This window comes from Ruegeria sp. CG8 (genome assembly GCF_056537165.1).
Map to the genome: position 1 here is coordinate 343,258 of NZ_JBQFRA010000003.1, position 18,041 is coordinate 361,298.

Here is an 18,041-nt window from a genome sequence, read left to right on the forward strand (position 1 = left end):
ATTTTGAACGTTTCCGTGCCGGGGTTATTCCGGCGTCCAGCCGCTGACGGCCTTGACCTCCAAAAAGTCCTCCAGCCCCCAGACACCGCCTTCGCGCCCGTTGCCGGACTGTTTCATGCCGCCAAAGGGCGAACCGGCAGCGCGCGATTGGCCGTTCATCTCGACCATGCCAGAGCGCAAGTGCTGCGCCATGCGGTTGGCGCGGGCGCCGTCCTGCGTCTGGACATAGTTGGTCAGGCCATAGGGCGTGTCATTGGCGATCTCAATGGCCTCTTCCTCGGTGTCAAAGGGGATCATCGTCAGGACCGGGCCAAAGATTTCTTCGCGCGCGATGGTCATCTGGTTGTTGGCGTCGGCAAATACGGTGGGGCGCACGAAATAGCCTTTGTTGAACCCTTCGGGCCGACCGGGACCGCCGGCGACCAGGCGCGCACCCTCGTCGATGCCTTTCTGGATCAGGGCTTGAATCTTGGTCCATTGCAGCTCGTTCACGACGGGGCCGATATGGCGGCCCTCCTGCATCGCCGGGCCCACGGTGACCTTGTTCGCTACCTCGGCCGCGGTTTCCACCGCTTGGTCATAGATCGGACGCTGCACCAGCATCCGGCTGGGCGCGTTGCAGCTCTGACCGGTGTTGTTCATCATGTGCAGCACGCCACGCTTGACCGCCTTGTCATCGGCATCGGCAAAGATCACGTTGGCGCCCTTGCCGCCTAGCTCCAGATGCACCTTCTTCAGCGTGTCGGCGGCGTTCTTGGAAATCGCCGTGCCCGCGCGGGTCGAGCCGGTAAAGCTGACCATGTCAACGTCGGGGTGGCCCGACAGTTGCGAGCCCACGCCCACGCCGTCGCCGTTCACAAGGTTGAAGACACCGGCTGGGAAGCCCGCCTCATGCATCATCTCGGCAAAGATCATCGCGTTCAGCGGGCTTTGCTCGGAGGGTTTCAGAACCATGGTGCAGCCTGCGATGGCCGCCGCGCCCACCTTGAGCGTGATCTGGTTCATCGGCCAGTTCCAAGGGGTGATCAGCGCGGCGACGCCGACCGCCTCGTAGATGATCCGGTCATTGGGGGCGTGATCGCCCAAGGGGCGTTCGAACTGGAAGTTCTTGGCCGCACGCACGAAATTCTTCAGGTGCCAGATGCCGGCGCCCACCTGCTGGGTGCGCGACATGTCGATCGGCGCACCCATCTCCATCGACATCGCCTGCGCGAGGTCTTCGGCACGGGTGGGATAGATCTCGATCAGCTTTTCCACCAGCGCGATGCGCTCTTCGACCGGCGTGGCCATCCAGCCCGGCAGCGCCGCCTTGGCCGCCGCCACGGCCGCGTCGGTATCGGCCTGACCGCCCAGCGAGATCACCGTGCAGGGCTCCTCGGTCGAGGGGTCGATCACTTGAAAATCATTGGGCTGGCTGGGGGCGACCCACTGGCCGTTGATGTAAAAGTCGCGTTTCTCGATCATGGCGTGTCCTCTTGATCCGCATTCATTCGACCGCGCGGTCGGTTTTCTGGGGCACTCTGTCACTGCGGCCCCCTTGGGGCAAGGCAATTCTGGAAATTTGATCAAATTATTGATCGCACGTTTTTTGCCCCTGTACCACATCAATGGTTTAACCTGAGGGCAAAGTGATTAGGTTTGCACCAACCGACTCGGGTTTTCACAGGAAAGGAGATGCATCATGGGTTTGCGCATCAACGATACCGTCCCCAATTTCACCGCTGAAACGGATCAGGGCACCATCCAGTTCCACGACTGGATCGGCGACAGCTGGGCGATCCTCTTCTCGCACCCCAAGGATTTCACTCCGGTCTGCACCACCGAGTTTTCGGCCGTGGCGCAGTTGAACGACGAATGGGCCAAGCGCAACACCAAGGTGATCGGTGTTTCGGTCGATGGGGTCGAGGACCACAAGAAGTGGAAGAAAGACATCGAGGCCTATGGCAAGGCCAACCCCGGCTTTCCGATCATCGCCGATGACGGACTGGCAGTGTCCAAGGCCTTCGACATGCTGCCCGCCGAGGCATATCTGCCCGACGGCCGAACCCCGGCGGACAGCGCCACGGTGCGCTCGGTCTTCATCATCGGGCCGGACAAGCAGTTGAAACTGTCGATGACCTATCCGATGACCGTGGGCCGGAATTTCGCCGAAATTCTGCGCGCGCTGGACGGCCTGCAGATGAGCGCCAAGGGCGTGGCCACTCCGGCCAACTGGGTGCCGGGCGAAGACGTGATCATCCCGCCGTCGGTTTCGAATGACGAAGCCAAGGAGAAGTTCGGCGAGTTCGAGACGATCTTCCCCTATCTGCGCAAGACCAAGGCGCCGAGCTGACATCAAAAGGGGCGGGGCACATCATGCCCCGCCCTGTACCGCATTGAACGTCCTCAGGCCTCAAGCGCCTCAAGCACTTTCCTCGCAACCGCAGCGGACGAAGCCGGGTTCTGCCCGGTAATCAGTTTGCCGTCCTGCACGGCGTGAGGTTGGAACGGCTCCACCTTGCTGAACTGTGCGCCCCTGTCTTTCATCGTATCCTCGACCAGCATCGGCACGATTTTGGTCAGGCCGACGGCGTCTTCTTCTTCATTCGTGAAGCCGGTGACGGTGCGCCCCTTGACCAAGGGTGACCCGTCCGCGGCCTTGGCGTTCGCGAGAACGATCGGGGCGTGACACACGGCGCTGACTGGTTTCCCGGCCGACCAGAACGTCTCGATCAGATCAATCGATTTTTCGTCCGACACCAGGTCCCATAGCGGCCCGTGCCCGCCGGGATAGAAGATTGCGTCATAGTCCTGGGCGTTCACCTCGGACAGTTTGACCGTGTTGGCCAATGCCGCCATCGCTTCGGGGTCGGCCTCGAACCGGCGGGTGTCGTCGGTCTGGCTGTCGGGTGCGCTGCTTTTGGGGTCCAGCGGCGGCTGGCCACCTTTGGGCGAGGCCAGCGTCAATTCGGCCCCGGCATCCTTGAACACGTAATACGGAGCGGCCAGCTCCTCGAGCCAGAACCCGGTCTTTTCTCCGGTGTCGCCCAGCTGGTCATGCGATGTCAGGACGACCAGAATTTTCTTTGCAGTCGAAGCCATGTGTTTTCTCCTCGTTCGGCCGGTTCACCCGGCCCGTGTCTTGTGTGATCGGGATATATGGCTGTTGCCGCTTGTTGATTAGTGCCGGATTTGGCAAAGCATTATTGCTGACATGAAATAATGAGGCTGCGAGATGGCGCTGTGGGACGGGCTGGAAGAATTCCTGATGGTGGTTGAGACGGGGGGCTTCACCGCCGCGGCCCGGCGGCTTGGGGTTTCGGCCAGCCATGTCTCGCGTCAGGTCGCCCGGCTTGAGGATCGTTTGGGCGCCAAGCTTTTGGCGCGTTCGACTCGCGTGGTGCGCCTGACCGACGCCGGACGCGACTATCACGCGCGTGTGGCCGGGCTTGTGGCGGGTCTGGAAGAGGCGAACCAGTCGGCGGCAGGGGATCGGGCCCAGATCGCAGGGCGCATTCGCGTTTCGGCCGCCGGGCCGTTTGCTGAACAGTTCGTGGCGCCCGCTTTGGCGCGGTTCGCAAGCCTGCACCCCAAGCTCTCGGTCACCATCGACTTCAATTCGCGCCTTCTGAACCTGACCGAGGAAGGCTTCGACTTTGCCATCCGCTACGGCACGCTGACCGAAAGCGGGCTGATCGCGCGACGCTTGGCAACCCGACGAATGGTCTGCGTGGCCGCGCGCGGCTATCTCGACCGGAACAGAAGGCCGACCCATCCGGGCGACCTGCGGCATCATCAGTGCCTGATCACCAACAATGACCGGTGGGTATTCCGCGACCCCGGCTCGGGCGACCCGATCGAGGTTCGGGTGCATGGCCGGTGGCAGGCCAACAACCCGCACGCCATTCTTTCTGCCGCGCGGCAAGGTCTGGGGGTCATGTACGCGCCCGAGATTTTTCTGGGCGCGAAACGCCCCCCTGAGCTGGAGCCGATACTGCAGGGGTTCGAAGACCCAAGCCGCGCGAGTTGGATCGTCTATCCTGAACGGCGTCATCTGCCGCTGCGGGTGCGCCGGGCGATGGATTTCCTGGTCGAGGAACTGGGCGATGCGGTGCCCGACTAGGCGGGGCGCTGCGGATGCAGGTGCAGTTGCGCGCGATAGGCGGCGCGCTTGAACTCGCGGGTCAGCTTATCGGTCAACGGCGGTTTCGTCTGGATCGTCGAGCCACCGATTTCACCGGCCACTTCCTGGTTGCCGCTGCCCAACAGCGCGTGGACGGGCTGGCCCGTGATCCAGTGCATCTGCAGGAACGTGTCCACCGGGCGGTCAATGTGGTCGGTGGCCGCCAGCAGACGTTCCGCCGCTTTTCGGCCCACCACCTGACAGACGCATTGCAGCCCGATGACCTTGGGCAGGATCAGACGAAGGTCATCATGCTCAGCGAGGGTCTGGGCTGCGGTTTCGCGCTGCTTGACCGGGATGCGGATATAATGGTCAGGGGTCGCGATCGGGCGTAGCAGATCCAGCGCCGCCGACATCCGGTCCGGATCGACGCGCAGATCATCTTCGGCCGCGATGGCCAGATCGATCCCCTCGTCGACCATCTTGCGCCAGATCCGGCGGTGGCTTTCGAAGACGCCGATCTCGGCCGGGCGCAGGGTGAACGGGTAGCGTGGGCGATGCAGGTTGCCCGGATGCAGTGTGACCCCAGCAATCTGCGCCGGATCGCGCCCGTTGACCGCTTCGATCAGTTCGGCATTGGGCAGGTCGGCGCAGAGCTGCTCGGCATTGGGTCGGCGCGCGGTGCTGGAGGACATATGGATGACGAAGGATCGCATGGTGTCGTGCATAGAACAGGGGCGCCGCCCGGGAAAGGCCTCGGTAAAAAAAAAAGACCCCGGCCGGAACCGGGGTCTTGGATCAAGCAAGGGGCAGGGCGGATTATTCCGCGCCTTCCTCTTTCTTTTCTTTCTTCTCGGGCACGATCTCTTCGCCGGTTTCCTGATCGACGCATTTCATCGACAGGCGGACCTTGCCGCGATCGTCGAAGCCCAGAAGTTTGACCTTCACTTCCTGGCCTTCCTTCAGAACGTCCGAAGGGTGGTTCAGGCGACGGTTTTCGATCTGAGACACGTGGACCAGACCGTCACGCTTGCCGAAGAAGTTCACGAAGGCGCCGAAATCGACGATTTTCACGACCTTGCCGGTATAGATCTGACCTTCTTCCGGCTCAGCCACGATCGAGTGGATCATCTCGTAGGCTTTCTTGATCGACTCACCATCGGGCGACGCGATCTTGATGATGCCGTCGTCGTTGATGTCGACCTTGGCGCCGCTGGTTTCCACTATCTCGCGGATCACCTTGCCGCCCGAGCCGATCACTTCGCGGATCTTGTCGGTCGGGATCTGCATGGTCTCGATGCGCGGTGCGTGGATCGAGAACTCGGCAGTCTCGCTCAGCGCCTTGCTCATCTCGTTCAGGATGTGCAGACGGCCGTCCTTGGCCTGAGCCAGGGCTTTCTCCATGATCTCGGGCGTGATGCCGGCGACCTTGATGTCCATCTGCAGCGAGGTGATGCCGTTTTCGGTACCCGCAACCTTGAAGTCCATGTCGCCCAGGTGGTCTTCGTCACCCAGGATGTCGGTCAGAACGGCATAGTCGCCGTCGTCTTCCAGGATCAGACCCATGGCCACACCGGCCACCGGAGCCTTGAGCGGAACGCCCGCATCCATCATCGACAGCGAACCGCCGCAGACCGATGCCATCGAGGACGAGCCGTTCGACTCGGTGATCTCGGACACCACACGGATGGTGTAGGGGAAGTCGGTCGGAGCCGGCAGAACCGCCTGCAGGGCGCGCCATGCCAGTTTGCCGTGGCCGATTTCGCGGCGACCGGGCGAACCGACGCGGCCCACTTCGCCGACCGAGTAGGGCGGGAAGTTGTAGTGCAGCAGGAAGTTCGATTTGAAGTTGCCGTGCAGCGCGTCGATGAACTGCTCGTCGTCACCGGTGCCCAGCGTGGTCACGGCCAGCGCCTGGGTTTCACCACGCGTGAACAGGGCCGAACCATGGGTCCGCGGCAGCAGGCCGGTTTCGGCCACGATCGGGCGCACGTCGGTGGTCGAACGACCGTCGATCCGCTTGCCGCCCTTCACCACGTCGCCGCGCAGGATGCTGGCTTCGAGCTTTTTCATCGCCGAACCCAGGTTCGAGTCCTCAAGCTGCTCTTCGGTCAGAGCGGCCTTGATGGCCTCGCGCGCGGCGGCGACGGCTGCGGTGCGCTCTTGCTTGTCGGTGATTGCGAATGCGGCACGCATCTGCTCTTCACCGGCAGCTTTCACGGCAGCGTACAGCTCCGAGTAGTCGGGGGCTTCGAAGGCAAAGGGCTCTTTCGCGGCGTCTTCGGCCAGCGAGATGATCAGGTCGATCACCGGCTGGATCTGTTCGTGCGCGAAGGTCACGGCGCCCAGCATCTCGGCTTCAGTCAGCTCGTAGGCTTCCGACTCCACCATCATCACGGCGTCTTTGGTGCCGGCAACAACCAGATCCAGACGCTGTTCAGGGTTCAGGCGCAGGTCCTGCATGTCGTCCACGGTCGGGTTCAGGACGTACTCGCCATCCACGAAACCAACCCGGGCACCGGCGATCGGTCCGCGGAAGGGCGCGCCCGAGATGGTCAGGGCCGCCGATGCGGCGATCATCGCCACGATGTCGGGGTCGTTGACCAGATCGTGGCTCAGTACGGTGCACATCACCAGAACTTCGTTCTTGAACCCGTCAACGAACAGCGGACGGATCGGACGGTCGATCAGGCGTGCGGTCAGCGTCTCTTTCTCGGTCGGACGGGCCTCGCGCTTGAAGAAGCCACCCGGCACCTTGCCGGCGGCATAGTATTTTTCCTGATAGTGCACGGTCAGCGGAAAAAAGTCCTGACCGGGCTTCTGTTCCCGGGCAAAGGTCACGTTGGCCATGACGCTGGTTTCGCCCAGCGTGGCAATCACGCTGCCGTCAGCCTGACGGGCAACCTTGCCGGTTTCCAGTGTGAGCGTTTCCTCGCCCCACTGCATCGATTTCTTCGTTACATCAAACATATGCGTATCCTAGATGGGAGCACTCCCGCCCCTGCGGGTCTCCCGTTTTGCGTGGCGGCCCCATTGCCGCCGACCCCAATTTATCTTCCATTCGAGTGCCGGGGTCAGGGCACAACGTCTCAGATACCGCGCGCATACATGAGATTGCGTCGGATTGAAAGGGATAAGGCCGCAGAAGGCACACGGTCCTGCATCCGTCGTGGTTCGCCGTTGCGTCAGCCGAAACCGCGAACGTTCCGATGCGTAAGCCCGCATAGCATCTGGCGTGTACCCGCTCGCAAACAGGACCATCGCTCGTCATCGAGGATATCCAGATCGGAAATCGGTGCGGCCGAGGCTGGAGAGAAACTCCGGGCTGCGACGGTGGTAGGAAAGCCGCGAAACTAATGCGACCCCGTCCTCTCGACCTCGGTCAGGCCATCGCTGGCCATGCGCAGACATATTCCCGTAGGCGAATGCATTTTGTGAAAAAGTGATTGCAGTGTAGCCTCTTACCACGGAACCCGCGGTCCAGACGACGAAAAGGCGCCAAGGGGGTAAGACTACTCACTGTCGTCCGAAGGCCGAATACCTTGGCGTTTGCAATTCGCGCGAACGAAAGGGACGGCCACATGTCTCAGACCAAGAAAATGCTGGATCCGGATCCGCGGATCTATGATTTCGAAACGGAATACGAGCTGGGGCAGGACAATGTTCGCCCATTCGGGTTGGATATTCACAACCCGGTTTTTCTCATCTCAAGCATCCTGATCTTCGCCTTCGTGCTGATCGCTCTGGCCAATCAAGAGGCCGCAGCAACGTTCTTCGGTTGGCTGCGGCCGTGGCTGACCAGCACCTTCGACTGGTTCCTCGTCCTGTCGGTGGATGCAATCACGCTGTTCTGCCTGGCCCTGATCGTTCTGCCGGTGGGCAAGGTGCGCATCGGCGGCAAAGACGCCAAGCCCGATTACTCCTACGCCGGCTGGATTGCGATGATGTTCGCGGCCGGGATCGGCATCGGTTTGCTGTTTTTCGGCGTGTTAGAGCCGGTCTACTACAATTTCGCCGAGGATGGCGGCGCCCGTCCTTTGGGCATCGACATCGCGGTGCCGGGCAATGAATACATTGGTGTTGTCGGTACCATCCACCACTGGGGGCTGGAGGGCTGGGCGGTCTACGCCGCCGTGGGCCTGAGCCTTGCGATCTTCAGCTACAATCTCGGTCTGCCGCTGACCCTGCGCTCGGCCTTCTACCCGTTGCTGGGTGAACGTGTCTGGGGCTGGTGGGGCCATGCGATCGACACGCTGGCGGTGTTTGCCACCCTGTTCGGCCTGACCACATCGCTGGGGCTGGGCGCGCAACAGGTTGCCGCCGGTCTCTACGAGGTGTTCGGCATCGAACCCAGCCCCACCGTCGTCGTCCTGCTGATCATAGGTATCACGATGATCGCGCTGGGCTCGGTGCTGATGGGAATGGACGCGGGTGTGAAGCGGCTCAGCGAGATCAACATGATCATGGCCGTGGGCCTGTTCCTGTTCGTGATCGCAGTGACCGGGATCGGCACGGCGATCTCGCGCTATTTCAGCGTGATGACCGATTACGTCAGGCTGCTGCCGGCTTTGTCGAACCCGTTCGGGCGCGAAGACACCAGCTTCTTCCACGGTTGGACAACCTTCTACTGGGCCTGGTGGATCGCGTGGTCGCCTTTCGTGGGCATGTTCATTGCCCGCATCTCCAAGGGGCGCACGGTGCGTGAATTCGTGATCTGTGCGCTGCTGGCGCCCACGGCGGTCTGTGCGCTGTGGATGTCCACCTTTGGTGGCGCGGCAATCGACATGCTGAACGTCGGCGGTGCCGAGGGCGTCAAGGCCACGGTGATCGACAGCTATGCCCCCGAAGGCGCGCTGTTCGGCTTCCTGAAAGAGCTGCCGCTCTACGGCATCGTGGCCCCGATCGCGCTGATTTTGATCGTGGTCTTCTTTGTCACCTCATCCGACTCGGGGTCGCTGGTGATCGATACGATCACCGCAGGCGGCAAGATGGACGCCCCGGTGGTGCAGCGTGTGTTCTGGTGCACGCTGGAAGGTCTGGTCGCAATCGCGCTGCTGCTGGGTGGCGGCCTTGCCGCGCTGCAAGGTGCGGCGGTGTCAACTGGCATCCCGTTCACGCTTGTGGTGCTGATCATGTGCTACTGCCTGTGGCTGGCGCTGAAGTCTGAACGCGCCAAGATCTGAGCCGACTTCATCGACCAATAAACGCCCGCCAAATGGCGGGCGTTCTTTCGGTTAAACCGGGCCCAGTCATAGTTCCAAGGATTTGACTCGGGTCGGAAGTCTCTATTCAGGATCTCGCAACAAAGCCTTCGCAAATTGAATGAACATTGCGATGAACACTCCGACCCCGACAAAAATGTAGATCACGGTGAAGACCTTGCCGATCTTGGTCGCTGGGGACAGATCGCCGAACCCGACCGTCGATAATGTGGTTGCGCTGAAATACAGCGCGTCCACCCAATGCCAGCCCTCGACGCTGCTGTAGAACAACGTGCCGGACAGTAGAATGAGCATACATAGCAGCAAACCACCCCGAAAATGCGGATCATCCCACGATCGGACGATCGCCTTGAGCAGACGGTAGGCATTGAGGATCAGAGCTATCATTCTGTACGCCTTCAGATTGTTTTGACGATTTCTTAGGGTTCGGCTTCTCGAGTGAAATTCCGCATCTACAAATCGGATTATTTGCTAAGATGGAGGTGTTTGACAGGAGATACTTCATGCGTATTTATCTTTTGGTGGCGCTGCTTGCCGCCACCTCGGTTTCCGCGCAGCAAGACCCGGCTCAGACCCTGATCACCAATGTGCATGTATTTGATGGCGTCAACGACGGGCGCATCGAGAACGCGAATGTTCTGATCGAGGGCAACCTGATTGCAGCTGTGTCGACAGACCCGATCTCGGCCGAAGGTGCAACGGTGATCGACGGTGGTGGGCGCACCCTGATCCCGGGTCTGATCGATGTGCACTGGCACACTCTCTATTGTTGCAGCCCGCAAAGCTCGGTTGTGACCGATGATATTTTGGGTGTCGCGATCCGTGGCGCTTTGGGGTCCGAAGGCACTCTGATGCGGGGATTCACCAGCGTCCGTGATGTTGGCGGCAATTCCTTCGCCATCAAGAAGATGATCGACGCCGGCGAAATCCCCGGTCCGCGAATCCTGCCATCCGGTCCGCCGATCACGCAGACGGGCGGGCATTTTGACTACCGCCCTTATCAGGCAGTTCCGACAAACGAAGGCGATGCTTTGTGGTATTGGTACAGCGTTGGCCTGATGATGCAGGCAGACGGCGTCCCGGAAGTGACCAAGCGGGCCCGGGAAGTCATGCGTATGGGGGCCACGCAGCTAAAGATTTCGGGCGGGGGCGGTGTGTCGTCCACATACGACCCGTTGGACGTTCGCCAATACACAAAGGATGAAATCGAGGCCTTTGTCGAAGTGGCCGACACCTACAACACCTATGTTGCCTCTCATCTGTTCACCGACGACGCTGCGCGCATCGCGATCGAAGCCGGTGTGAAATCCATCGAACATGGCTTCCTCATGAGCCGTGAAACGATGGAAATGATGCGTGACAATGACGTGTGGCTGTCCGTGCAACCGCTACTGGATGACGAAGACGGGTTTTCCTTTGATGACCCCGTCAGCCAACAGAAGTGGATCGACGTGACCGACGGCACCGATTTCACCTACAGGACCGCAAAGGATGTGGGTGTCAAAACCGCCTTCGGGACCGACATCCTGTTCGACCCGAAATTGGCCGAGCGGCAGGGCGCGTTTCTTGCCAAGCTGCAGCGGTGGTATTCTCCTTACGAGGTTTTGCAGATGGCCACTTCGACCAATGCCGAACTGCTAGAATTGTCCGGCCCCCGGCATCCCTATCAGCAAGGACCGCTGGGCCAGATTACCGAAGGCGCTTATGCCGATTTGATCCTTGTGGATGGCAACCCGCTGGAAGACATCGATCTGGTTGCAAACCCACACGAAAACTTCGACCTGATCATGAAAGACGGTGTGATCTTCAAGAATACGCTGAACTGAATCCCGCGCTCCTCTGACAAAAAACGCCCGCCAAATGGCGGGCGTCTCGAACTTGAAAGCGGTGTATTCCGTGCTTAGCGGCGGATGCCCAGCTTTTTGATCAGGTCCTGGTAGCGCGCTTCTTCCTTGCCCTTCAGGTAGTCCAGCAGCTTGCGGCGCTGGGCGACCATCTTCAGCAGACCACGGCGGCCGTGGTTGTCTTTCTTGTGGGTCTTGAAGTGCTCGGTCAGGGTGTTGATGCGCGAGGTCAGGATGGCAACCTGGACTTCCGGCGAACCGGTGTCGCCGTCCTTGGTTGCGAATTCTTTCATGACGCGTGCTTTTTCTTCAGCAGTGATCGACATCGGGGTCTCCTTCGAAGGTTAGAGTTGATGGCGCAGGCCGGGATGTCGTCCAGCACAGGCCCATGGAGAAAACCGCACCGATTCCGATGCGGATGGGCGCGTATAGGCGCAATCGGAATAAATGGCAAAGGGATTCTGCGTATCTCAGCCCGTGGGGCTGGTCAGGGTCGGGTCCAGACCCGGAGTCAGTTGGATGTCCTCGGGCCCAAGACCTTGGGCGCCGAACAGATAGGCCACCTCACGCCCGTTGACCAGAACGCGCGTCAGAACGGCGTTGTCCGCGTCTTGTTCGATCCCGATTTCGGGCGCGTCAGGGCCGTTCCATTCGATCAGAAGCTTGTCTTCTCCGGGGGTGAAATCCACGATGCTGACTTCCTTCCCGGTGCCCGTTCCATCGATGGCGATCTGGTCCGCTCCCTGACCGCCGGTGACGACATCTCCGACGCCTGCCAGGATCGTGTCGTCCCCTGCGCCGCCGTTCAGAAAATCGCTGGCGGGCGTTTCGCCATCGTCGCGTCCGGTCAGAGTGTCGTCGCCCTCACCGCCGAACAGTCTGTCTGCCCTTGCGCCGCCGGCGAGCATGTCTTCGCCGTCGCCGCCTTGCAGCGCGTCTTCGCCCTCACCGCCGGCAAGGTCATCGTTGCCCTGACCGCCGAACAGATCGTCATTGCCTTCGCCGCCAACCAACTGGTCGTCGCCGGCATGACCGTACAATATGTCGTCACCGGCATTCCCCGAGAGGTCATCGTGACCGTTGCCACCGTGCAGAACATCATTGCCAGTGTTTCCGTTTAGCGTGTCATCCCCGTCCGCGCCGAACAACGTATCATTTCCGGCGCCACCATCGATAATGTCATCGCCGTCATAGCCGTTGATCTGATCGTTGCCCTCGGCCCCGCTCAGATTGTCCACGCCCGGTCCGCCGGCGATGACAAGGTTTCCGTCCACGTCCGACAGTATGGTTCCGGTGGACGCATCCTCGGCCTCGGCCGGCTCTTCGAAAGAATCGTCAATCTCAAGCAGATTTCCTTCGGGAATGTCTTCGACGGCATCTTCTTCGATGACATCGTCGTTGTCCTCGTCCTCATCCCCCGAGAATACGTCGCTGATCGCGTATGCTGCGCCGCCCATTGCGGCCAGGCCGAACAATCCGAGCAGAAACATGGGAACCCTCCGAAAGCGTGCCACCCCGAGTGTGAAATATCCCATGCTGCCAAAGGGTTGGTCAAAGCCAACCTGTGTCTGTGGTTAACCCTTTGTCACCGGTTCCACGGTTCAGGTTGCTGAGTATACGCGATGTAGAGCGGATGCTTGGGGTGCCCTGCCTTGCTGAGCCCCAGGTGGAACAGCGGCTGGCCGGTGCCGCGCAGCAGACGCTCGACCGTCGGGCCGCGATCCAGATGCGCGCCATGCGTGCCCCAGGCGGCGATCACCTGATCGGCCCAGTCCACGCCGGCCAGGATGGCGGCGTCGTTCTCGGGCCCCACCGGATCGGCCGCGGCGCGCATCTTGCGCGGGTCAGTGTCGCGCCAGGCAAAGATGTTGGTCACCTGGAATGCCCCGAACCCCAAGGCCCGCGCGCGCCGCTCGCAACGCTCGACGGTCGGGTCATTCTGCACCTCGGTCGCGGTCGAGGGATTCAGCATCACGAACAGCGCCCGGCGCCCGGCCGGATCCCAGATGCGGGTCAGGCTGTAGCGATAGCGTTCGCAGTCGGAATAGACGGCTGTCGAGGGCGCGTCGCCCTTGGTGTGGGACCGGGTGATCATGCGCCTTCGCTTAGCACGGGACCTAACCGGCGAACACCCGGCTGGGGTGCAGTTCACCGGATTTGTAGACCCCCACCGCCACGGCCTTGCCGTCGAACGATGCCCAGGCCTCGTCGCCGTATTCCACGTCGCCGGCCAGAACCATGCCGGGGTTGCCGTTGCGCAGGCGGGTGGCGCCTTCGGGGGTGCATTTCAGCTCGGGCAGGTCGGCCAGCCCTTCTTCCAGCGGGCGCAGGTAGTCATCCAGCGCCGGGGTTTTCGCCATCGCGTCGATCTGCTCGATGCTCAGGCCGTCCTCCGCCTCGAATGGGCCGGACCAGATCCGGCGCAGCTCCTTGACGTGGCCATGGCAACCCAGCACCTCACCCAGATCGCGGGCGATCGAGCGGACATAGCCACCCTTGCCGCAGGTCATTTCCAGCACGACATGGTCGGGGTCGGGCCGGTCGACCAGCACCAGTTCCTCGACCCACAGGGGCCGGGCGGCCAGTTCCACGTCCTCGCCGTCGCGGGCCAGCTTGTAGGCGCGCTGGCCGTCGATCTTGACCGCCGAGAACTTGGGCGGCACCTGCATGATCTCGCCCACGAAGGGCAGCAGGGCCTGCTTGATCTCGTCATCGGTGGGGCGCAGGTCGCTTTCCGCGATCACTTCGCCCTCGGCATCGTCGGTATTGGTGGCCTGGCCCAGACGCACGGTAAAGGTATAGGCCTTGAGCGCATCGGTGATGTAGGGAACGGTCTTGGTGGCCTCGCCCAAAGCGACGGCCAGAACGCCGGTGGCTTCGGGGTCGAGCGTGCCGGCATGGCCCGCCTTCCTGGCATCCAGCGCCCAGCGGACCTTGTTGACCACGGCGGTCGAGGTCATGCCCGCGGGCTTGTCGACCACCAGCCAACCGGAAATGTCACGACCCTTGCGTTTGCGTCCCATGATGCACCTAGAATTCTGCTGAGGCGCGCGACCTAGCGGATCGGTCCGGCGCTGTCAATTTGTCGGGATGTCCTCGACCACGCCGACGATCGGCCCCAGCGAAAATCCCACGTCCGACCGGTTCGCCGCCCGATCATACATGCGCGAGATGTTGCCATCGAAAAACAGCGCGTTGGGCGTGTTCAGCACGTCGCGGAACAGGCGGCCGAATTCATGGAAGGTGACGTAATCCTCGGAGATCACGAACACCGCGCGGCTGCCATCGGCGCTGGTGCCCACCCCGTTGCGGATATAGCGCGAGGTCGAATCCTCGAGAAACCGCGGATGCAATTCTCCGTCGATCACCAGCATCGGGCCGGATTGGGTGGCAAAGCGGCACTCGGGTTTGCGGTCCAAATAGCCCAGCGTCTCGAACACGTCGGCGCGGCCTTCGCGGATGCAGAACACCCCGTTGGGCACCAGGCCGAAATTGCCGGGGCCGGGGTTGGGAATCACGCGCATGAGTTCCTGCCCGTCTTCGACATAGTGGCCCACGGGCGAGCGGTCCTCGTGATACATGCCGGCATTCATCGCAAAGCTCAGGCGTTGGCCCGCATCGGCCAGTTCCTCGTTCACCGACGAGAAATGGCCCAGTACTTGGCCCGCGTCGTCATACAGGAACAGGCGCAGGTCCTCGGTGGTGGCGTCGACCTCGCACACGGTATAGCGCCGGTCTTCGTGGGCCACGCGCTCGCAGGTCACCGCACCGGCCTGTCCGGCCCAGAGCAGCGCGAGCAGAGCGGCCGCCCTGCGGATCACTCGTCCAGATCCCGGCGCACGGCGTCCTGTTCGAACATCCGGCGCGTGTCGTCCATGCGGTCGAACGTTTCGTCCAGCCGGAAGCGTAGGTCGGGGGCGAATTTCAGGCCGACCTTCTTGCCGACCATGCGGCGCAGCTCGCCTTTGTTGCGGGCCAGCAGCTCGATCACGGTGTCCTGCCCCTTGCCGCCCAACGGCAACACATAGGCGGTGGCGATCTTGAGATCGGGCGAGGTGCGCACTTCGCCCACGGTGATCGACAGGCGGTTCAGGTCGGGGTCGTGCACGTCGCCGCGCGCCAGCACCTCGGACAGGGTGCGGCGGATCAGTTCGCCGACGCGAAGCTGCCGTTGCGAGGGGCCGGGGCCGTCGTGGAATTTGTTCTTAGCCATGTCCCCGATCTAAGCGCAAAGCGGGGCTTTGCCAAGCGGCCCCGAACCGGGTAGGAGGCTTTGAGCCGAATTTCAGAAGAAGGACCAGCGCAATGACGCATATTCCGGGAATCGTCGTGACCGGGGCTTCGGGCCGGATGGGGCAGATGCTGATCAAGACCATCACCGACAGCGATCAGGCGCGGCTGGTCGGCGCGGTCGAGCGCACGGGCCATGACTGGATCGCTCAGGACGTGGGCACCGCGATGGGCGGCCAGCCGCTGGGCGTGACCGTCACCGACGATCCGCTCGAGGCCTTTGCCCAGGCCCAGGCGGTGATCGACTTCACCGCGCCCGAGGCGACGCTGGAGTTCGCCGCGCTGGCGGCGCAGGCGCGCTGTGTGCATGTGATCGGCACCACCGGCATGAGCGACGAACAGATCGCCGCGCTGGAACCTGCCGCGCGCCATGCGGTGATCGTGCGGGCGGGCAACATGAGCCTGGGCGTGAACCTGCTGGTGCAGCTGACCAAGAAGGTCGCCGCCGCGCTGGACGAGGATTTCGATATCGAGGTGATCGAGGCGCATCACCATCACAAGGTCGATGCGCCCTCGGGGACGGCCCTGATGCTGGGCGAGGCCGCGGCCGAGGGGCGGGGCGTGAACCTTGCCGATGTCGCCGACCGGGGCCGCGACGGGATCACCGGCGCCCGGCAGCGGGGCCATATCGGGTTCCACGCCATCCGCGGTGGCGACATCGTTGGCGAACACGACGTGCTGTTCGCCGCACCGGGCGAGCGGATCGTGCTGCGCCACGTGGCGACCGACCGGGCGATCTTTGCCCGAGGCGCGCTGAAGGCGGCGCTGTGGGGGCAGGGCAAGGCCCCCGGCCAATATGACATGGTGGATGTGCTGGGGCTTTAACCCTCGCCCAGATGCCGGTCGACCATGCGCTGAACCATCGGCGCGAAATGGTTGAAGCCGGGGGTGTCCATGTCGGGCCGTTTGCCTGCCTCGTCCAGATACCGGACCTGGATGATTTCCTTCAGGTTCGGGTTGGCCTCGAATGCGGTGACTTCCTCGGCACTCATCGGGCCGCCCTGCAGTTCCAGCGTATGGACCGAGGCCGCCGACAGGCGGTTGAAATACTCGGGCCTGGTTGCACACAGGTACCGCTTGGCCGCGACGTGATAGCGGCAGCAATCGGTGATGACCGACGGAAAGAACCGCTCCAGCACCTCGGCGCCGGCATCCTCGTGGTGGCGATCCTCGGTGTCGTCGGGGTGGTAGGTGCCGAATTCCGAGGTGAAATGCCCGATATCGTGCAGCAGAGCGCCCACGATGATCTCTTCGGGCATGCCGTTCTGCTCGGCGATGGTGGCGCCCTGCAGCATGTGTTGGGCCATGGTTACCGGCTCGCCCAGATATTCTTCGCCCCCGCGCCGGTCGAAGATATCGGCGATGAAGGCCACGATGTTGTCGCGGGTCAGGGTCTGGAAATCGGATTTCATTCCGCCGCCTCCGGTTGCGCCATCCGCATCGCGGCCAGGGTCGACAGCAGCCCATCCTTGTCGGCATAGCACCCCTGCAGCCAGCGCGACCCGGCACCCGAATAACCCAGACGCGCGTGCAGGACGCGGGTGTTGTCGACGATGAAGCTCTCGCCCGGTTCCAGCTTGAACGCCACGCCCATGGCCGGTTCGTCGATGATCTCGCCCAAACGGCGGTAGGCGGCGTAATAGGCCTCCATCCGGTCGAAGGGCACATCCACGAACGGGGCCGAGGACCGGTTGTTGAAGCGGATGCCGATCAATTCGCCATCGGGCGACAGCTCGATCATCGGACGGCGCGCGCGCAGGCAGACCCCGTCCGAACCGCGGTATTCGAACCGCGCGGGATAGCCGGCCAGCAGGGCAAAGCCCTCGGGGTTTTCGTCGCGCAGGCGCTGGGCCGCGCGAAAGCCGTCGACCACGATCGACTCCCCGCCCTCGGCGCTGTTCTCCAGGCAATAGAGGATCTGCAGCGTGGGCACCGGGTCGCGATAGGGGTTGTCGGTATGCGCCTGCAGGCCAAGGCCGGTATAGGCCAGATTGGTCGGGTTCACCTCGGTCCGCACCTCGAAACAGGGGCCATAATTGGTCTCGCGCACATAGCCGAACAGATCGGCGACCTTCAGCAGCGAACCGGGCTCGGTCGGGCCGCCGGTCAGCATGGCAAAGCCGTATTCGGCGACCGCCGCCAGCCAGTCGCGCTTGGCGGCGGGGTTTTCATGCACCTGCGTCCAGTCGCCAGCCGGGGCCGCGAACCCGCCGTCCCAGGTGGTGATACCCGGCGACAGCCAGCCCATCGGGCGGGTCTGGTCCCGATCATAGACATGCGCGGCCAACCAGTTTGCGGGGAAGGTGACGGTCTTGTCTTCGGGGGCGAAGGTCACCTGCAGGTCGCCGCCCGCCACCTCGGCTGCCTGTATCGCGATCTCTGCCGGAATGTCGCCGATCGTGATCAGGCGCTGGCCGCTGCCGGGGTCGCGCGTCTGCGGGTCCAGCGCATTGTCGCGCAGCCAGATGGCGTGGAAACGGGCGCGGGTGCCGTCTTCGAACTCAACCGAAACGACCGCCGGGTCATGGGTGGCGTGGCGCAGCATGGGGCTCTCCTGTTCAGCGCGGGCTTTGATTGAGGAGA

At 62.5% G+C, this 18,041-nt stretch carries 18 protein-coding genes; 5 read left to right on the plus strand and 13 right to left on the minus strand.

Annotation, left to right across the window (positions count from 1 at the left end; translation table 11 throughout):
* Positions 1–24: 24 nt before the first annotated feature.
* A complete protein-coding gene (locus ACR0EF_RS11845; RefSeq protein WP_170372896.1) occupies positions 25–1,464 on the minus strand; it encodes an aldehyde dehydrogenase family protein in 1,440 nt (479 codons plus the stop codon).
* A gap of 217 nt (positions 1,465–1,681) precedes the next feature.
* On the opposite strand from ACR0EF_RS11845, the gene ACR0EF_RS11850 reads away from it, so the two are divergent.
* The gene (locus tag ACR0EF_RS11850; RefSeq protein ID WP_093964131.1) at positions 1,682–2,332 is read left to right on the plus strand and encodes a peroxiredoxin; all 651 of its coding nucleotides are present in this window, start codon (positions 1,682–1,684) and stop codon (positions 2,330–2,332) included.
* Positions 2,333–2,385: 53 nt separating this feature from the next.
* Here the strand turns inward: ACR0EF_RS11850 and ACR0EF_RS11855 are convergent, their stop codons facing one another.
* Positions 2,386–3,081, minus strand: coding sequence for a type 1 glutamine amidotransferase domain-containing protein (locus tag ACR0EF_RS11855; RefSeq protein WP_170370253.1), 696 nt, complete (start codon positions 3,079–3,081; stop codon positions 2,386–2,388).
* A gap of 133 nt (positions 3,082–3,214) precedes the next feature.
* On the opposite strand from ACR0EF_RS11855, the gene ACR0EF_RS11860 reads away from it, so the two are divergent.
* The gene (locus tag ACR0EF_RS11860) at positions 3,215–4,102 is read left to right on the plus strand and encodes a LysR family transcriptional regulator (RefSeq protein WP_170372898.1); all 888 of its coding nucleotides are present in this window, start codon (positions 3,215–3,217) and stop codon (positions 4,100–4,102) included.
* Here the strand turns inward: ACR0EF_RS11860 and ACR0EF_RS11865 are convergent.
* Entirely contained in the window at positions 4,099–4,830 is a 732-nt protein-coding gene (locus ACR0EF_RS11865; RefSeq protein WP_254438872.1) for a glycosyltransferase family 25 protein, read from the minus strand. The two genes, ACR0EF_RS11860 and ACR0EF_RS11865, sit on opposite strands and share 4 nt — an antisense overlap.
* Positions 4,831–4,921: 91 nt before the next feature.
* Positions 4,922–7,072 (minus strand): polyribonucleotide nucleotidyltransferase, encoded by a 2,151-nt coding sequence (gene pnp / locus ACR0EF_RS11870; protein ID WP_170341993.1) that lies wholly within the window; start codon positions 7,070–7,072, stop codon positions 4,922–4,924.
* Between the two features lie 611 nt (positions 7,073–7,683).
* Here pnp and ACR0EF_RS11875 point away from each other — a divergent pair.
* Positions 7,684–9,285 carry a BCCT family transporter gene (locus ACR0EF_RS11875; protein WP_170341096.1) on the plus strand — a complete coding sequence of 534 codons (1,602 nt, stop codon included), beginning with the start codon at positions 7,684–7,686 and terminating at the stop codon, positions 9,283–9,285.
* A gap of 102 nt (positions 9,286–9,387) precedes the next feature.
* On the opposite strand, the gene ACR0EF_RS11880 is transcribed toward ACR0EF_RS11875, so the two are convergent.
* A complete protein-coding gene (locus ACR0EF_RS11880; protein ID WP_170364134.1) occupies positions 9,388–9,711 on the minus strand; it encodes a potassium channel family protein in 324 nt (107 codons plus the stop codon).
* Positions 9,712–9,827: 116 nt separating this feature from the next.
* Between ACR0EF_RS11880 and ACR0EF_RS11885 the strand changes: the two genes are divergently transcribed.
* On the plus strand, positions 9,828–11,150 hold the full coding sequence (locus ACR0EF_RS11885; protein ID WP_170372900.1) for a metal-dependent hydrolase family protein: 1,323 nt from the start codon (positions 9,828–9,830) through the stop codon (positions 11,148–11,150).
* Between the two features lie 74 nt (positions 11,151–11,224).
* Here ACR0EF_RS11885 and rpsO read toward each other — a convergent pair whose 3' ends face one another.
* The 6 genes from rpsO to rbfA all read right to left on the minus strand — a co-directional run bounded on the left by rpsO (position 11,225) and on the right by rbfA (position 15,381).
* The gene (rpsO, locus tag ACR0EF_RS11890) at positions 11,225–11,494 is read right to left on the minus strand and encodes a 30S ribosomal protein S15 (protein WP_005980247.1); all 270 of its coding nucleotides are present in this window, start codon (positions 11,492–11,494) and stop codon (positions 11,225–11,227) included.
* 144 nt (positions 11,495–11,638) lie between these two features.
* Positions 11,639–12,658 (minus strand): calcium-binding protein, encoded by a 1,020-nt coding sequence (locus ACR0EF_RS11895; protein ID WP_170370250.1) that lies wholly within the window; start codon positions 12,656–12,658, stop codon positions 11,639–11,641.
* Positions 12,659–12,753: 95 nt separating this feature from the next.
* Entirely contained in the window at positions 12,754–13,263 is a 510-nt protein-coding gene (locus ACR0EF_RS11900) for a DUF1643 domain-containing protein (RefSeq protein WP_170364136.1), read from the minus strand.
* A gap of 22 nt (positions 13,264–13,285) precedes the next feature.
* A complete protein-coding gene (truB, locus tag ACR0EF_RS11905; protein ID WP_170370249.1) occupies positions 13,286–14,191 on the minus strand; it encodes a tRNA pseudouridine(55) synthase TruB in 906 nt (301 codons plus the stop codon).
* Between the two features lie 54 nt (positions 14,192–14,245).
* Positions 14,246–14,989 carry a phosphodiester glycosidase family protein gene (locus ACR0EF_RS11910; RefSeq protein ID WP_170372902.1) on the minus strand — a complete coding sequence of 248 codons (744 nt, stop codon included), beginning with the start codon at positions 14,987–14,989 and terminating at the stop codon, positions 14,246–14,248.
* Entirely contained in the window at positions 14,986–15,381 is a 396-nt protein-coding gene (gene rbfA / locus ACR0EF_RS11915) for a 30S ribosome-binding factor RbfA (RefSeq protein WP_093964142.1), read from the minus strand. The genes ACR0EF_RS11910 and rbfA overlap by 4 nt, the downstream gene beginning before the upstream one ends.
* Before the next feature lie 92 nt (positions 15,382–15,473).
* On the opposite strand from rbfA, the gene dapB reads away from it, so the two are divergent.
* Positions 15,474–16,283, plus strand: coding sequence for a 4-hydroxy-tetrahydrodipicolinate reductase (gene dapB, locus ACR0EF_RS11920; protein ID WP_170370248.1), 810 nt, complete (start codon positions 15,474–15,476; stop codon positions 16,281–16,283).
* Here the strand turns inward: dapB and tmpB are convergent.
* Both tmpB and tmpA read right to left on the minus strand, forming a co-directional pair.
* Positions 16,280–16,870, minus strand: coding sequence for a (R)-1-hydroxy-2-trimethylaminoethylphosphonate oxygenase (gene tmpB / locus ACR0EF_RS11925; RefSeq protein WP_170372903.1), 591 nt, complete (start codon positions 16,868–16,870; stop codon positions 16,280–16,282). The two genes, dapB and tmpB, sit on opposite strands and share 4 nt — an antisense overlap.
* Complete coding sequence (gene tmpA / locus ACR0EF_RS11930) at positions 16,867–18,003, minus strand: 2-trimethylaminoethylphosphonate dioxygenase (protein WP_170372904.1); 1,137 nt, start codon at positions 18,001–18,003, stop codon at positions 16,867–16,869. Before tmpA ends, tmpB begins: the two co-directional genes overlap by 4 nt.
* Between the last annotated feature and the right edge of the window lie 38 nt (positions 18,004–18,041).

Excerpts from the sequence above, each read along its gene's own strand:
- truB (WP_170370249.1), bottom strand. The coding sequence starts at position 14,191 with ATGGGACGCAAACGCAAGGGTCGTGACATTTCCGGTTGGCTGGTGGTC.
- tmpB (WP_170372903.1), bottom strand. The coding sequence starts at position 16,870 with ATGAAATCCGATTTCCAGACCCTGACCCGCGACAACATCGTGGCCTTC.
- dapB (WP_170370248.1), top strand. The coding sequence starts at position 15,474 with ATGACGCATATTCCGGGAATCGTCGTGACCGGGGCTTCGGGCCGGATG.
- ACR0EF_RS11845 (WP_170372896.1), bottom strand. The coding sequence starts at position 1,464 with ATGATCGAGAAACGCGACTTTTACATCAACGGCCAGTGGGTCGCCCCC.
- ACR0EF_RS11865 (WP_254438872.1), bottom strand. The coding sequence starts at position 4,830 with ATGCACGACACCATGCGATCCTTCGTCATCCATATGTCCTCCAGCACC.
- ACR0EF_RS11855 (WP_170370253.1), bottom strand. The coding sequence starts at position 3,081 with ATGGCTTCGACTGCAAAGAAAATTCTGGTCGTCCTGACATCGCATGAC.
- rpsO (WP_005980247.1), bottom strand. The coding sequence starts at position 11,494 with ATGTCGATCACTGCTGAAGAAAAAGCACGCGTCATGAAAGAATTCGCA.
- tmpA (WP_170372904.1), bottom strand. The coding sequence starts at position 18,003 with ATGCTGCGCCACGCCACCCATGACCCGGCGGTCGTTTCGGTTGAGTTC.
- pnp (WP_170341993.1), bottom strand. The coding sequence starts at position 7,072 with ATGTTTGATGTAACGAAGAAATCGATGCAGTGGGGCGAGGAAACGCTC.
- ACR0EF_RS11860 (WP_170372898.1), top strand. The coding sequence starts at position 3,215 with ATGGCGCTGTGGGACGGGCTGGAAGAATTCCTGATGGTGGTTGAGACG.
- ACR0EF_RS11885 (WP_170372900.1), top strand. The coding sequence starts at position 9,828 with ATGCGTATTTATCTTTTGGTGGCGCTGCTTGCCGCCACCTCGGTTTCC.
- ACR0EF_RS11880 (WP_170364134.1), bottom strand. The coding sequence starts at position 9,711 with ATGATAGCTCTGATCCTCAATGCCTACCGTCTGCTCAAGGCGATCGTC.
- ACR0EF_RS11900 (WP_170364136.1), bottom strand. The coding sequence starts at position 13,263 with ATGATCACCCGGTCCCACACCAAGGGCGACGCGCCCTCGACAGCCGTC.
- ACR0EF_RS11875 (WP_170341096.1), top strand. The coding sequence starts at position 7,684 with ATGTCTCAGACCAAGAAAATGCTGGATCCGGATCCGCGGATCTATGAT.
- rbfA (WP_093964142.1), bottom strand. The coding sequence starts at position 15,381 with ATGGCTAAGAACAAATTCCACGACGGCCCCGGCCCCTCGCAACGGCAG.
- ACR0EF_RS11895 (WP_170370250.1), bottom strand. The coding sequence starts at position 12,658 with ATGTTTCTGCTCGGATTGTTCGGCCTGGCCGCAATGGGCGGCGCAGCA.
- ACR0EF_RS11850 (WP_093964131.1), top strand. The coding sequence starts at position 1,682 with ATGGGTTTGCGCATCAACGATACCGTCCCCAATTTCACCGCTGAAACG.